The sequence below is a fragment of the Flavobacterium galactosidilyticum genome, assembly GCF_020911945.1.
Taxonomy (GTDB): domain Bacteria; phylum Bacteroidota; class Bacteroidia; order Flavobacteriales; family Flavobacteriaceae; genus Flavobacterium; species Flavobacterium galactosidilyticum.
This window is the reverse complement of sequence record NZ_CP087135.1, coordinates 315,018-327,862: the sequence shown is the minus strand read 5'-3', so window position 1 is coordinate 327,862 and position 12,845 is coordinate 315,018. Positions and strand designations below refer to the sequence as shown.

Below are 12,845 nucleotides of genomic sequence, written 5' to 3'. Positions count from 1 at the left end.
GAAATTCTTGGCTCGTTGCGTGCCAGCTTAAGGTTGAGAAAAGTAAAAGTAGGAGGGAGGTTTTCAATCAATTATTTGTTTTAATAAAAGTAATGCAAATATCTCCAGTTTGAAATAAAAATCAAAGTTGAAAAGAATTCTGTTAGAGTTAAGATTGTAAATAGATCATTTTAAACAAAATTACAATAGGTATAATTGTTATTTGTTTCAATAACAAATTATTAGTTAGGAAAAATTTAGTGATTTAACGTTTGTAGAATAAAAAATATTTTCTACATTTGCAACCCCGTAAAAAGCGGGAATTTAATATAATAAGAAATTTTTAGTATTAATTATGCCAACAATTCAACAATTAGTAAGAACAGGAAGAACTCAGATGACTAAGAAGAGTAAATCGGTTGCTTTAGATTCTTGTCCTCAAAGAAGAGGGGTTTGTACGCGTGTTTACACTACAACACCAAAAAAACCAAACTCTGCAATGCGTAAAGTAGCGCGTGTACGTTTGACAAATGGTAATGAAGTAAATGCCTACATCCCTGGTGAAGGACACAATCTACAAGAGCACTCGATAGTATTAGTTAGGGGTGGAAGGGTAAAAGATTTACCAGGAGTTAGATATCACATCGTTCGTGGTGCACTTGATACGTCAGGAGTAGCAGGAAGAACACAAAGGAGATCTAAGTACGGAGCAAAACGCCCAAAAGAAGCAAAAAAGTAATTTAAAACGTAATTCTTGTAGTGACGCGATTTATCGCGCCTAGATAAGTATGAAATTTTATTAAAAAAAAGACATGAGAAAAAGAGCGGCAAAGAAGAGACCACTTTTACCAGATCCAAGGTTTAATGATCAACTGGTAACGCGTTTTGTGAACAACTTAATGTGGGATGGAAAAAAATCGACAGCGTTTAAAGTATTTTATGATGCTATTGACATCATTGAGTCTAAAAAACAAGATGCTGAAAAGCCATCGTTAGAAATATGGAAAGATGCTTTAACTAACGTTATGCCTCACGTAGAAGTACGTAGTCGTAGAGTAGGTGGAGCTACATTTCAGATTCCGATGCAAATTAGACCAGATAGAAAAATTTCTATGGCGATGAAGTGGTTAATACTTTATTCAAGAAGAAGAAATGAAAAATCTATGGCTCAAAGGTTAGCTTCAGAATGTTTAGCTGCGGCTAAAGAAGAAGGTGCTGCTGTTAAGAAAAGAATGGATACTCACAAAATGGCAGAAGCTAACAAAGCTTTCTCTCACTTTAGATTTTAATTCATAGAGAAATGGCTAGAGACTTAAGATATACAAGAAATATTGGAATCGCTGCGCACATTGATGCTGGTAAAACAACAACAACAGAGCGTATCCTTTTCTATACAGGAAAAAATCACAAAATAGGTGAAACGCACGAAGGTTCTGCAACAATGGACTGGATGGCGCAAGAGCAAGAAAGAGGTATTACAATTACTTCTGCTGCTACAACTTGTGAGTGGAATTTCCCAACACAACAAGGTAAAGTTTTACCTGAATCTTTACCGTATCACTTCAATATTATTGATACTCCAGGACACGTTGATTTTACTGTTGAAGTAAATCGTTCGTTACGTGTTCTTGATGGTTTAGTTTTCTTATTTAGTGCAGTTGATGGTGTTGAGCCACAATCAGAAACTAACTGGAGATTAGCGGATCAATATAGAGTTCCACGTATGGGATTCGTAAACAAAATGGACCGTCAAGGTTCTAACTTCTTGGGAGTTTGTCAGCAAGTTAGAGACATGTTAAAATCTAACGCTGTTGCAATCACTTTGCCTATTGGTGAAGAGAACGATTTCAAAGGAGTAGTTGACTTAGTGAAAAATCAAGCTATGATATGGCATGATGAAAATCACGGTGCTACTTATGACATTGTGCCTATTCCTGAGGATATGCTTGCAGAAGTAAAGGAATACAGATCTATTCTTATTGAAGCGGTTGCTGATTATGATGAGAATCTTTTGGATAAGTATATGGAAGATGAAACTTCTATTACTGAAGAAGAGATTAACAACGCATTAAGAGCTGCTACTATTGACATGGCGATTATTCCTATGTTATGTGGATCTTCATTTAAAAATAAAGGAGTTCAATTTTTATTAGATGCAGTTTGTAAATACTTACCATCTCCTATGGAGAAAGAAGGTATTTGGGGAATTCATCCTGATGACGCTGAATTGTTAGAAGAGGATCAAACTAAAATTTTGCGTAAGCCATCTGTAGCTGAGCCGTTTGCGGCTTTAGCATTTAAAATTGCTACTGACCCATTCGTAGGTCGTTTAGCGTTTTTCCGTGCTTATTCAGGACGTTTAGATGCAGGTTCATATATCTTGAACACTCGTTCAGGAAACAAAGAAAGAATTTCTCGTATCTACCAAATGCACGCTAACAAACAAAATCCAATCGATTACATCGAAGCTGGAGATATTGGAGCGGCAGTTGGATTTAAAGATATCAAGACTGGAGATACAATGTGTGATGAAAAACACCCAATCATTCTTGAGTCAATGAAATTCCCAGCACCGGTAATCGGGGTTGCAATTGAGCCTAAAACTAAAGTTGATGTTGATAAAATGGGTATGGCTTTAGCTAAATTAGCTGAAGAAGATCCTACGTTTACAGTTAGAACTGATGAAGCTTCAGGTCAAACTATTATATCAGGTATGGGTGAGCTTCACTTAGATGTACTTATCGATCGTATGAGACGTGAGTTTAAAGTTGAAGTGAATCAAGGTGAACCTCAAGTTGAATATAAAGAAGCTTTTACAAGATCTGCAACACACAGAGAAACGTACAAGAAACAATCTGGAGGTCGTGGTAAATTCGGTGATATCGTATTTACATTAGAGCCTGCTGATGAAGTTGACGGTAAAGCTGCTGTAGGATTACAGTTTGTAAATGCTGTAAAAGGTGGTAACGTTCCTAAAGAATATATCCCATCTGTTGAAAAAGGTTTCCGTGAAGCTATGAAAACTGGTCCATTAGCTGGGTACCAAGTAGATAGTTTGAAAGTAACTTTGACAGACGGATCTTTCCACCCTGTCGATTCAGATGCACTATCTTTTGAGTTAGCTGCTAGAATGGGGTACAGAGAAGTAGCTAAAGCTGCTGGAGCTGTTATTCTTGAGCCAATAATGAAGATGGAAGTTATTACGCCAGAAGAAAACATGGGAGATATCGTAGGTGATATTAACCGTCGTAGAGGTCAGGTAAATGACATGGGTGATAGAGCTGGTGCAAAAACTATTAAAGCGGATGTTCCGTTATCAGAAATGTTTGGATATGTTACAACATTAAGAACGCTTTCTTCTGGTAGAGCAACTTCTACAATGGAATTTTCACATTACGCTGAAACGCCTGCTAATATTTCAGAAGCAGTAATCAAAAAAGCAAAAGGAAACGCTTAATCTTTAAGAAAATGAGTCAAAAAATCAGAATAAAATTAAAATCTTACGATCACATGTTAGTAGACAAGTCTGCTGAGAAGATTGTAAAAACTGTTAAGAGTACAGGTGCAGTAGTAACAGGACCAATTCCTTTGCCAACTCACAAAAAACTTTTCACTGTATTGCGTTCTCCACACGTTAACAAAAAAGCGAGAGAGCAATTTGAAGTAATGTCATACAAGAGATTGATTGATATTTATTCATCTTCATCTAAAACTATTGATGCGTTAATGAAACTTGAATTGCCAAGTGGAGTTGAAGTTGAAATCAAAGTTTAAGTAGTTTAAGAGTAAAAAAGGACGCCGCTTTTGATTGAAAATATTTTTTTTGGTTTGTGTGTAAATAAGTTATACTTTTGCACCACTAAAAAAAAATAGCATTCAGTTAAAAGCTGCGTTCTATGTTTATATTTAATAATTAATAATTAATAATTATGTCTGGGTTAATTGGTAGAAAAATCGGCATGACTAGCATTTTCGACGAGAACGGGAAAAACATTCCTTGTACAGTAATCGAAGCTGGACCATGCGTTGTTACCCAAGTCAGAACCAAAGGTGTTGACGGGTACGAAGCGTTGCAACTTGGTTTCGATGACAAAAACGAGAAACATTCCACTAAAGCGGCTTTAGGTCACTTTAAAAAAGCTGGAACTGTAGCTAAGAAAAAAGTCGTTGAATTTCAAGATTTTGCAACTGAACAAAAATTAGGAGATCTTATTGATGTTTCTATTTTTGAAGAAGGAGAATTTGTAGATGTACAAGGTGTATCTAAAGGTAAAGGTTTTCAAGGGGTTGTTAAACGTCACGGTTTTGGTGGTGTTGGACAAGCAACTCACGGTCAACACAACCGTTTAAGAGCGCCAGGTTCTGTGGGAGCTTCTTCTTATCCATCTAGAGTATTCAAAGGAATGCGTATGGCTGGAAGAATGGGAGGAGACAATGTAAAAGTTCAAAACCTTAGAGTTTTAAAAGTAGTTGCTGAAAAGAACCTACTTGTTATTAAAGGATGTGTTCCTGGTCATAACAACTCTTATGTAATCATTCAGAAGTAATGGAAGCAAAAGTATTAGATTTCAACGGAAAAGATACTGGAAGAAAAGTGCAACTTTCTGATTCAGTATTTGGTATAGAACCAAACAATCACGCAGTATACCTTGATGTAAAGCAATATCTTGCTAATCAAAGACAAGGAACGCACAAAGCTAAAGAAAGAGCTGAAGTGGCGGGAAGTACTCGTAAGATAAAAAAACAAAAAGGAACTGGTACTGCTCGTGCGGGTAGTGCAAAGAATCCATTGTTTAAAGGTGGTGGAACAGTTTTCGGACCAAGACCAAGAAGTTATTCATTCAAATTGAATAAAAGCTTGAAAAGATTGGCAAGAAAGTCTGCTTTCTCAATTAAAGCAAAAGAGTCGAATATCATCGTACTTGAAGACTTTAATTTTGAAACACCAAACACTAAAAATTTCATCAACGTTTTGAAAGCTTTAGAGTTAGAAAATAAAAAATCTCTATTTGTGTTGGGTGATACCAATAAAAATGTATATTTGTCCTCACGCAATTTAAAAGGCTCTAGTGTTGTAAGTAGCTTAGAATTAAGCACTTACGCTATTCTAAATGCTAATAACTTAGTTCTTTTAGAGAGTTCTTTAGAGATAATTGAAGAAAATTTAAGTAAATAATAGGATATGAGCATCATAATTAAGCCTATAGTAACGGAAAAAGTAACCAAAGAAAGTGAAGTTTTAAACCGCTTCGGATTCGTTGTTGACAAAAAAGCAAATAAAGTACAAATTAAGAAAGCTGTTGAAGCTGCTTATGGAGTAACGATTTTGAGCGTTAACACGATGAACGTAAGACCGGATAGAACTACAAAATACACTAAAAGTGGTTTAATCAGTGGAAAGACAAATGCTATCAAAAAAGCAATTGTACAAGTACAAGAAGGAGAAACAATTGATTTTTACAACAATATCTAAGATAAAATGTCAGTAAGAAAATTAAAACCTATTACCCCAGGTCAGCGATTTAGAGTTGTGAATGGTTATGACGCCATTACAACTGATAAGCCGGAACGCTCTTTGATAGCGCCGATAAAAAACTCTGGAGGTAGAAATAGTCAAGGAAAGATGACCATGCGTTATACGGGTGGTGGTCACAAGCAGAGATATCGTATTATTGATTTCAAACGTACAAAAGAAGGAATTCCAGCTACAGTGAAATCAATCGAATATGATCCAAATCGTACTGCGTTTATCGCATTATTAGTTTATGCTGATGGTGAGAAAACTTATGTTATTGCTCAAAACGGATTGAAAGTAGGTCAGAAATTAGTTTCTGGTCCAGAATCTCAACCTGAAATTGGTAATACATTACCTTTAAGTAGAGTTCCATTAGGAACTGTAATTTCTTGTATCGAATTGAGACCAGGACAAGGAGCTGTAATCGCTCGTTCTGCTGGAACATTTGCTCAATTAATGGCAAGAGATGGAAAATATGCTACAATCAAAATGCCTTCTGGTGAAACAAGATTAATCTTGTTAACTTGTTCGGCTACAATTGGAGCGGTTTCAAATTCTGACCACCAATTAGTTGTATCTGGTAAAGCAGGTAGAACAAGATGGTTAGGTAGAAGACCTAGAACAAGACCTGTTGCAATGAACCCTGTCGATCACCCAATGGGTGGTGGTGAAGGACGTTCTTCTGGTGGACATCCACGTTCAAGAAATGGAATACCAGCTAAAGGTTATAGAACTCGTTCTAAGAAAAACCCGAGTAACAAGTATATCGTAGAACGTAGAAAGAAATAATAAGATATGGCACGTTCATTAAAAAAAGGACCTTTCGTTCATTATAAGTTAGACAAGAAAGTTCAAGAAAACATTGCAGGTGGAAATAAAGGAGTGGTTAAGACTTGGTCTAGAGCTTCTATGATTACTCCAGACTTTGTTGGACAAACTATCGCAGTTCATAACGGTCGTCAATTTGTACCAGTTTACGTAACAGAAAACATGGTAGGTCACAAATTAGGAGAATTTTCACCAACTAGATCTTTTAGAGGTCATGCTGGAGCAAAAAATAAAGGTAAAAAATAAGAAGCAATGGGAGTTCGTAAAAGAGAAACAGCAGATGCGAGAAAAGAGGCTAATAAGTCTATAGCTTTCGCAAAATTGAATAACTGCCCTACTTCACCTAGAAAAATGCGCTTAGTAGCGGACTTGGTAAGAGGTCAGAAGGTAGAGAGAGCATTGAACATCTTAAGATTTAGTTCTAAAGAAGCTTCAAGAAAATTAGAGAAATTGGTTTTATCTGTTATTGCCAACTGGCAAGCAAAAAACCCTGACGCTAATATGGAAGAAGCAGGTTTATTTGTTAAAACGATTACAGTAGATGGTGGAATGATGTTGAAAAGACTTCGTCCTGCTCCACAAGGTCGTGCTCACAGAATTAGAAAACGTTCTAATCACGTAACAATCGTGCTTGGATCTATTAATAACACACAAGCAATTTAATACAAGATGGGACAAAAGACAAATCCAATTGGAAATAGACTTGGTATCATCAGAGGATGGGACTCAAACTGGTATGGTGGAAATGATTATGGTGATAAACTTGCCGAAGATCACAAAATCAGAAAGTATATCCATGCTCGTTTATCAAAAGCTAGTGTATCAAAAGTAATCATCGAGAGAACTTTGAAACTTGTAACCGTTACTATCACTACTGCTAGACCTGGTATTATTATCGGAAAAGGTGGACAAGAGGTAGACAAGTTGAAAGAAGAACTTAAGAAAATTACTGACAAAGAGGTTCAAATCAACATCTTTGAAATAAAAAGACCTGAACTTGACGCGTATCTAGTTGCTACAAGCATCTGTCGTCAAATCGAAAGCCGTATTTCTTACAGACGTGCAATCAAAATGGCTATTGCTGCTTCTATGCGTATGAACGCTGAAGGTATCAAAGTTTTGATTTCTGGTCGTTTGAATGGTGCAGAGATGGCACGTTCAGAAGGTTTCAAAGAAGGAAGAATTCCTCTATCAACTTTCAGAGCCGACATTGATTATGCATTAGCTGAAGCGCATACTACTTATGGTAGAATGGGTATCAAAGTGTGGATCATGAAAGGTGAAGTTTATGGAAAGAGAGATCTTTCTCCGCTTGCTGGAATGGACAAAAAACAATCTGGTACTGGTGGAGGTAAAGGTGGTGATTCTCCAAGAGGAGATAGAAAGCCTTTTAACAAAGGTGGAAAACCAGACGCTCGTAAACGAAAGTAAATTTTTAAACTAAAGTAAAATGTTACAGCCTAAAAGAACAAAATACCGTAAGGTACAAAAGGGTAAAATGAAAGGAAACTCTCAAAGAGGGCATGAACTTTCTAATGGAATGTTTGGTATTAAATCTGTACATGAAGATGGAATGTTCTTAACCTCTCGTCAAATCGAAGCTGCGCGTATCGCTGCAACTCGTTTTATGAAAAGAGAAGGACAATTATGGATCAAAATATTTCCAGACAAACCAATTACTAAGAAGCCTCTTGAGGTACGTATGGGTAAAGGTAAAGGAGCCGTTGAATATTGGGCTGCTGTTGTTAAACCCGGAAGAATTATGTTTGAAGTTGGAGGAGTACCTTTGTCAGTTGCAAAAGAGGCGTTACGTCTTGCAGCTCAAAAGCTTCCAGTAAAAACTAAGTTCGTTGTTGCTAGAGATTTCGAAGCATAATCTATATTATATTATGAAACAATCAGAAATAAAAGGTCTTTCTGCAGCACAGTTGCAAGAGAATCTTAGCTTGTCTAAGAAAACATATGCTGATCTAAAAATGGCGCATGCTATTTCACCAATTGAGAACCCGCTTCAAATTAGAAGTGCGAGAAGAGTGGTTGCTAGATTAGCTACAGAACTTACTAAAAGAGAGTTACAATAACTGTAGTCTGCGGAAAGATGGAAGAAAAAAGAAATTTAAGAAAAGAGAGAATTGGTGTTGTAACTTCAGACAAAATGGACAAGTCGATTGTTGTTGCTGAAGTTCGTAAAGTAAAACACCCATTATACGGTAAGTTCGTGTTGAAAACTAAAAAGTATCACGCACACGACGAAATGAACGACTGTAACATTGGAGATACTGTAAGGATTAGCGAAACGCGTCCTTTAAGTAAAACTAAATGTTGGAGGTTAGTTGAAATCTTAGAAAGAGCTAAATAATTATGGTACAACAAGAGTCAAGATTAAAAGTAGCAGATAACACAGGAGCTAAAGAAGTTTTAACTATCCGTGTTTTAGGAGGTACCAAAAGAAGGTATGCCTCTGTTGGTGACAAAATTGTAGTTTCTATCAAAGATACAGCACCTAACGGAAGCGTTAAAAAAGGAGCTGTTTCAACTGCAGTTGTGGTACGTACCAAGAAAGAAGTGAGAAGAGCTGATGGTTCTTATATCCGTTTCGATGACAATGCATGTGTTCTTTTGAACGCTGCAGGGGAAATGAGAGGAACTCGTGTTTTTGGTCCAGTAGCAAGAGAACTTCGTGAAAAACAATTCATGAAAATTGTATCATTAGCACCAGAAGTGCTTTAATTCGTTTTAAGATGATAAAGCTAAAAATAAAATCAGGTGACATCGTAAGGGTAATTGCTGGAGACCATAAAGGTGCTGAAGGTAAAGTATTACGTGTGTACAAAGACAAGAACAAAGCGATTGTTGAAGGTGTAAACATGGTTAGTAAACATACTAAACCAAGTGCAAAAAGCCCTCAAGGTGGTATTGTAAAGAAAGAAGCTTCTATACAAATATCTAACATTTCTTTAATTGATCCTAAAACTAAGGAGACAACTAGAGTAGGTGTTAGAGTAGAAGGAGATAAGAAAGTAAGATTTTCAAAAAAATCTAATCAAGTACTATAGTAATGGCGTATATACCTAGACTAAAAGAAGAATATAAGAGCAGAGTAATAGCTGCTCTTAAAGAGGAATTCGGATACGTAAACGTAATGCAAGTTCCTAAATTGGAAAAAATCGTTTTAAGTAAAGGAGTTGGTGCAGCTGTATCTGATAAAAAACTAATTGACTATGCAGTTGATGAGTTAACAAAGATCACTGGACAGAAAGCAGTATCTACTATCTCTAAGAAAGACGTTGCGTCTTTTAAATTGAGAAAAGGGATGCCGATTGGAGCAAAAGTTACTCTACGTGGAGAAAGAATGTATGAGTTTTTGGATAGACTTGTTACTTCAGCTTTACCACGTGTAAGAGATTTCAGTGGTATTAAAGCTACTGGTTTTGACGGAAGAGGAAATTATAATCTTGGTGTTTTAGAGCAAATCATTTTCCCGGAAATTGATATTGACAAAGTAAACAAAATATCAGGTATGGATATCACTTTTGTAACGTCTGCAAAAACGGATAAAGAAGCAAAGTCTCTATTAACAGAATTAGGATTACCTTTTAAAAAGAATTAAGACATGGCTAAAGAATCAATGAAAGCCCGCGAGGTTAAGAGAGAAAAAACAGTTGCTAAGTATGCTGAGAAAAGAAAAGCTTTGTTAGAAGCTGGAGATTTCGTAGGTTTGCAAAAGTTACCGAAAAATGCTTCACCAGTTCGTTTGCACAATCGTTGTAAATTAACAGGTAGACCAAGAGGATATATGCGTCAATTCGGTCTTTCACGTGTTACATTTCGTGAAATGGCAAATAACGGATTGATTCCAGGTGTTAAAAAAGCATCTTGGTAAAACGTAATTTATTACGTACAGATACAGACGCAACCTAGTTTCGTCTGTATCTTTAATATTTATAAACTGGTTTCAGGTTCGCTGAATAGTTCATCGAAAACCAAAACCGCAAATTGATACATAATGTATACAGATCCTATTGCTGATTATTTGACAAGAGTTCGTAACGCTGTGGCTGCAAACCACAAAGTTGTCGAAATTCCTGCATCTAATCTAAAAAAAGAAATAACTAAGATCTTATTTGATCAAGGTTATATCTTGAGTTACAAATTTGAGGACAACGCTGTTCAGGGTTCAATCAAAATCGCTTTAAAGTATGATAAAGATACGAAAGAGCCAGTAATTAAAGATATCCAAAGAATTAGTAAACCAGGTTTACGTAAATATTCAAGTTCTGCATCTATTCCTAGAATCCTTAACGGGTTAGGTATTGCTATCGTGTCAACTTCAAAAGGTTTAATGACTGGAAAGAAAGCAAAACAATTGAACGTAGGTGGTGAAGTAATTTGTTACGTATACTAATTTAAAGACTATATAAAGATGTCAAGAATAGGTAAAAGTCCAGTAACAATACCAGCGGGAGTAACAATTGAAGTTGCAAACGGTATTATTACAGTAAAAGGAAAAAATGGTCAACTAACTCAGGAGTTTTCGGACGTTACTGTTACGGTTGAAGGCGATCAAGTTCAAGTTGAAAGATCGTCGGATCACAAAGACCAAAGAGCAAAGCACGGTTTGTACAGATCTTTAATCAATAATATGATTATCGGTGTTACAGAAGGTTTTACTAAGTCTTTAGAGTTGGTTGGAGTTGGTTATAGAGCTTCAAATCAAGGACAAAAATTAGATTTAGCACTTGGATTCTCTCACAATATTGTTTTAGAAATTGCTCCTGAAGTTACTTTAGAAACAATCTCTGAAAAAGGTAAGAACCCTATAGTTAAATTAACATCATTTGACAAACAACTTTTAGGTCAGGTAGCTGCGAAAATTAGAGGTTTCCGTAAGCCTGAGCCTTATAAAGGAAAAGGTGTTAAATTTGTAGGTGAAGTATTAAGAAGAAAAGCAGGTAAATCAGCTTAAAAAATAAGATTATGTCATTAACAAAACCTGAAAGAAGACAAAGAATTAGATTCAGAATTAGAAAAACGATTAGTGGTACTGCTACAAATCCAAGACTTTCTGTATTTAGAAGTAACAAAGAAATTTACGCTCAACTTATTGATGACGTAAACGGTGTTACTTTACTAGCAGCTTCTTCAAGAGAAAAAGAAATAGGTAACGGTACGAATATCGAAGTGGCTACAGCAGTTGGAAAACTAGTTGCTGAAAAAGCTTTAAAAGCCGGAATAGAGGTAGTAACTTTCGATAGAGGAGGTTATTTATATCACGGTCGTATTAAATCATTAGCGGAAGGCGCAAGAGCGGCTGGACTTAAATTCTAATATAGTATGTCTAATAGTAAATACAAGAATGTAGAGTTAGTAAAACCAAGTGGTCTTGAATTAAAAGATCGTTTGGTAAGTGTAAATCGTGTTACTAAGGTTACAAAGGGTGGTAGAGCTTTTGGTTTTTCTGCTATTGTAGTTGTAGGTGATGAAAATGGAGTAGTTGGACATGGTTTAGGGAAATCTAAAGACGTTTCTGAAGCAATTGCGAAGGCAGTAGAAGATGCTAAGAAAAATCTAGTTAAGATTCCTTTGAATGGTCTTTCAGTTCCTCACGAACAAAAAGGTAAATTTGGTGGTGCACGTGTATTTTTAATTCCTGCCTCTCATGGTACAGGAGTTATTGCTGGTGGAGCTGTTCGTTCAGTTCTTGAGTCAGTAGGGATTCATGATGTATTATCTAAATCACAAGGATCTTCAAATCCTCACAACGTAGTAAAAGCAACTTTTGATGCTTTATTACAAATGAGAAGTGCTTATGCTGTTGCAAAACAAAGAGGTATTTCTTTAGAAAAAGTTTTTAAAGGTTAAATCAAGGAAATTATGGCTAAATTATTAGTAAAACAAGTTAGAAGCAAAATCAACTGTCCGCTTACTCAAAAAAGAGGATTAGAAGCTTTAGGTCTACGTAAAATGGGACAAGTTGTAGAGCATGATTCAAATCCTACAATCCTTGGTATGATAAATAAAGTTAAACACTTAGTTTCTGTTGAAGAAACTAAATAACAAATACTGTTATGAATTTAAGTAACTTACAACCTGCTGAAGGTTCTACACACAATCAAAATAAAAGATTAGGTAGAGGAGAAGGTTCTGGAAAAGGTGGTACTTCTGCAAGAGGACACAAAGGAGCAAAATCTCGTTCTGGTTATTCTAAAAAGATTGGATTTGAAGGTGGGCAAATGCCACTTCAAAGACGTGTGCCTAAGTTTGGTTTCACAAACATCAATCGTAAAGATTACGAAGGTGTAAATCTTGATACACTTCAACTATTAGTTGATAATGGTGTTATTAAAGATACTGTTGATATGACAGTTTATGTTGCTAATCGTTTAGCTACTAAAAATGAAATCGTTAAGATTTTAGGTAGAGGTGAATTGACAGCAAAATTAAAAGTAACCGCTCACAAATTTACTGCTACTGCAAAAGCTGCTATTGAAGCTGCTGGTGGAGAAGCGGTAACAATGTAATT

Annotated in this window: 24 protein-coding genes; all 24 read left to right on the top strand. The window is 35.9% G+C overall.

The genetic code is table 11. The annotated features are described in order from the left end of the window. The first annotated feature begins 334 nt into the window (after positions 1–334). The 24 genes from rpsL (at position 335) to rplO (ending at position 12,843) form a co-directional block, all read left to right on the top strand. Positions 335–718, top strand: coding sequence for a 30S ribosomal protein S12 (gene rpsL, locus LNP27_RS01505; protein WP_022828353.1), 384 nt, complete (start codon positions 335–337; stop codon positions 716–718). 73 nt (positions 719–791) lie between these two features. Then, positions 792–1,268: a 30S ribosomal protein S7 gene (gene rpsG / locus LNP27_RS01500; RefSeq protein WP_035668130.1), complete on the top strand. Its 477-nt coding sequence runs from the start codon at positions 792–794 to the stop codon at positions 1,266–1,268. A gap of 11 nt (positions 1,269–1,279) precedes the next feature. Next, positions 1,280–3,436 (top strand): elongation factor G, encoded by a 2,157-nt coding sequence (fusA, locus tag LNP27_RS01495; protein WP_229942762.1) that lies wholly within the window; start codon positions 1,280–1,282, stop codon positions 3,434–3,436. An 11-nt stretch (positions 3,437–3,447) separates the two neighbouring features. Continuing rightward, positions 3,448–3,753, top strand: coding sequence for a 30S ribosomal protein S10 (gene rpsJ, locus LNP27_RS01490; RefSeq protein WP_011963470.1), 306 nt, complete (start codon positions 3,448–3,450; stop codon positions 3,751–3,753). 155 nt (positions 3,754–3,908) lie between these two features. After that, positions 3,909–4,526, top strand: coding sequence for a 50S ribosomal protein L3 (gene rplC / locus LNP27_RS01485; protein WP_229942761.1), 618 nt, complete (start codon positions 3,909–3,911; stop codon positions 4,524–4,526). Then, on the top strand, positions 4,526–5,155 hold the full coding sequence (rplD, locus tag LNP27_RS01480; RefSeq protein ID WP_035668126.1) for a 50S ribosomal protein L4: 630 nt from the start codon (positions 4,526–4,528) through the stop codon (positions 5,153–5,155). Before rplC ends, rplD begins: the two co-directional genes overlap by 1 nt. A 6-nt stretch (positions 5,156–5,161) precedes the next feature. Beyond that, positions 5,162–5,452 (top strand): 50S ribosomal protein L23, encoded by a 291-nt coding sequence (rplW, locus tag LNP27_RS01475; RefSeq protein ID WP_035668124.1) that lies wholly within the window; start codon positions 5,162–5,164, stop codon positions 5,450–5,452. Between the two features lie 6 nt (positions 5,453–5,458). Next, positions 5,459–6,283, top strand: coding sequence for a 50S ribosomal protein L2 (gene rplB, locus LNP27_RS01470; protein WP_229942760.1), 825 nt, complete (start codon positions 5,459–5,461; stop codon positions 6,281–6,283). A 6-nt stretch (positions 6,284–6,289) separates the two neighbouring features. Next, the gene (gene rpsS / locus LNP27_RS01465) at positions 6,290–6,568 is read left to right on the top strand and encodes a 30S ribosomal protein S19 (RefSeq protein WP_007136562.1); all 279 of its coding nucleotides are present in this window, start codon (positions 6,290–6,292) and stop codon (positions 6,566–6,568) included. A 6-nt stretch (positions 6,569–6,574) separates the two neighbouring features. Continuing rightward, positions 6,575–6,985, top strand: coding sequence for a 50S ribosomal protein L22 (gene rplV / locus LNP27_RS01460; RefSeq protein WP_007136561.1), 411 nt, complete (start codon positions 6,575–6,577; stop codon positions 6,983–6,985). Between the two features lie 6 nt (positions 6,986–6,991). Further along, entirely contained in the window at positions 6,992–7,753 is a 762-nt protein-coding gene (gene rpsC, locus LNP27_RS01455) for a 30S ribosomal protein S3 (protein WP_039110223.1), read from the top strand. A gap of 19 nt (positions 7,754–7,772) precedes the next feature. Next, the gene (gene rplP / locus LNP27_RS01450) at positions 7,773–8,198 is read left to right on the top strand and encodes a 50S ribosomal protein L16 (RefSeq protein WP_007803637.1); all 426 of its coding nucleotides are present in this window, start codon (positions 7,773–7,775) and stop codon (positions 8,196–8,198) included. Positions 8,199–8,211: 13 nt separating this feature from the next. After that, a complete protein-coding gene (gene rpmC, locus LNP27_RS01445; protein ID WP_229942759.1) occupies positions 8,212–8,403 on the top strand; it encodes a 50S ribosomal protein L29 in 192 nt (63 codons plus the stop codon). Between the two features lie 17 nt (positions 8,404–8,420). Further along, entirely contained in the window at positions 8,421–8,681 is a 261-nt protein-coding gene (rpsQ, locus tag LNP27_RS01440) for a 30S ribosomal protein S17 (RefSeq protein ID WP_072992295.1), read from the top strand. Positions 8,682–8,683: 2 nt separating this feature from the next. After that, a complete protein-coding gene (gene rplN, locus LNP27_RS01435) occupies positions 8,684–9,052 on the top strand; it encodes a 50S ribosomal protein L14 (protein ID WP_026717863.1) in 369 nt (122 codons plus the stop codon). A gap of 11 nt (positions 9,053–9,063) precedes the next feature. Then, positions 9,064–9,378 (top strand): 50S ribosomal protein L24, encoded by a 315-nt coding sequence (gene rplX, locus LNP27_RS01430; RefSeq protein ID WP_229942758.1) that lies wholly within the window; start codon positions 9,064–9,066, stop codon positions 9,376–9,378. A 2-nt stretch (positions 9,379–9,380) separates the two neighbouring features. Then, positions 9,381–9,932, top strand: coding sequence for a 50S ribosomal protein L5 (rplE, locus tag LNP27_RS01425; RefSeq protein ID WP_121925769.1), 552 nt, complete (start codon positions 9,381–9,383; stop codon positions 9,930–9,932). Between the two features lie 3 nt (positions 9,933–9,935). Next, the gene (rpsN, locus tag LNP27_RS01420; RefSeq protein WP_007136553.1) at positions 9,936–10,205 is read left to right on the top strand and encodes a 30S ribosomal protein S14; all 270 of its coding nucleotides are present in this window, start codon (positions 9,936–9,938) and stop codon (positions 10,203–10,205) included. A 123-nt stretch (positions 10,206–10,328) separates the two neighbouring features. Next, positions 10,329–10,727 carry a 30S ribosomal protein S8 gene (gene rpsH, locus LNP27_RS01415; RefSeq protein WP_229942757.1) on the top strand — a complete coding sequence of 133 codons (399 nt, stop codon included), beginning with the start codon at positions 10,329–10,331 and terminating at the stop codon, positions 10,725–10,727. An 18-nt stretch (positions 10,728–10,745) separates the two neighbouring features. Continuing rightward, a complete protein-coding gene (gene rplF, locus LNP27_RS01410; RefSeq protein WP_229942756.1) occupies positions 10,746–11,288 on the top strand; it encodes a 50S ribosomal protein L6 in 543 nt (180 codons plus the stop codon). 11 nt (positions 11,289–11,299) lie between these two features. Continuing rightward, positions 11,300–11,650, top strand: coding sequence for a 50S ribosomal protein L18 (gene rplR, locus LNP27_RS01405; RefSeq protein ID WP_121925772.1), 351 nt, complete (start codon positions 11,300–11,302; stop codon positions 11,648–11,650). A gap of 6 nt (positions 11,651–11,656) precedes the next feature. After that, entirely contained in the window at positions 11,657–12,184 is a 528-nt protein-coding gene (rpsE, locus tag LNP27_RS01400; RefSeq protein WP_072992282.1) for a 30S ribosomal protein S5, read from the top strand. A gap of 12 nt (positions 12,185–12,196) precedes the next feature. After that, positions 12,197–12,379, top strand: a complete 183-nt coding sequence (rpmD, locus tag LNP27_RS01395; protein ID WP_035668100.1) for a 50S ribosomal protein L30 — start codon at positions 12,197–12,199, stop codon at positions 12,377–12,379. An 11-nt stretch (positions 12,380–12,390) separates the two neighbouring features. Then, positions 12,391–12,843 carry a 50S ribosomal protein L15 gene (gene rplO / locus LNP27_RS01390; RefSeq protein WP_066081007.1) on the top strand — a complete coding sequence of 151 codons (453 nt, stop codon included), beginning with the start codon at positions 12,391–12,393 and terminating at the stop codon, positions 12,841–12,843. Positions 12,844–12,845 lie beyond the last annotated feature (2 nt).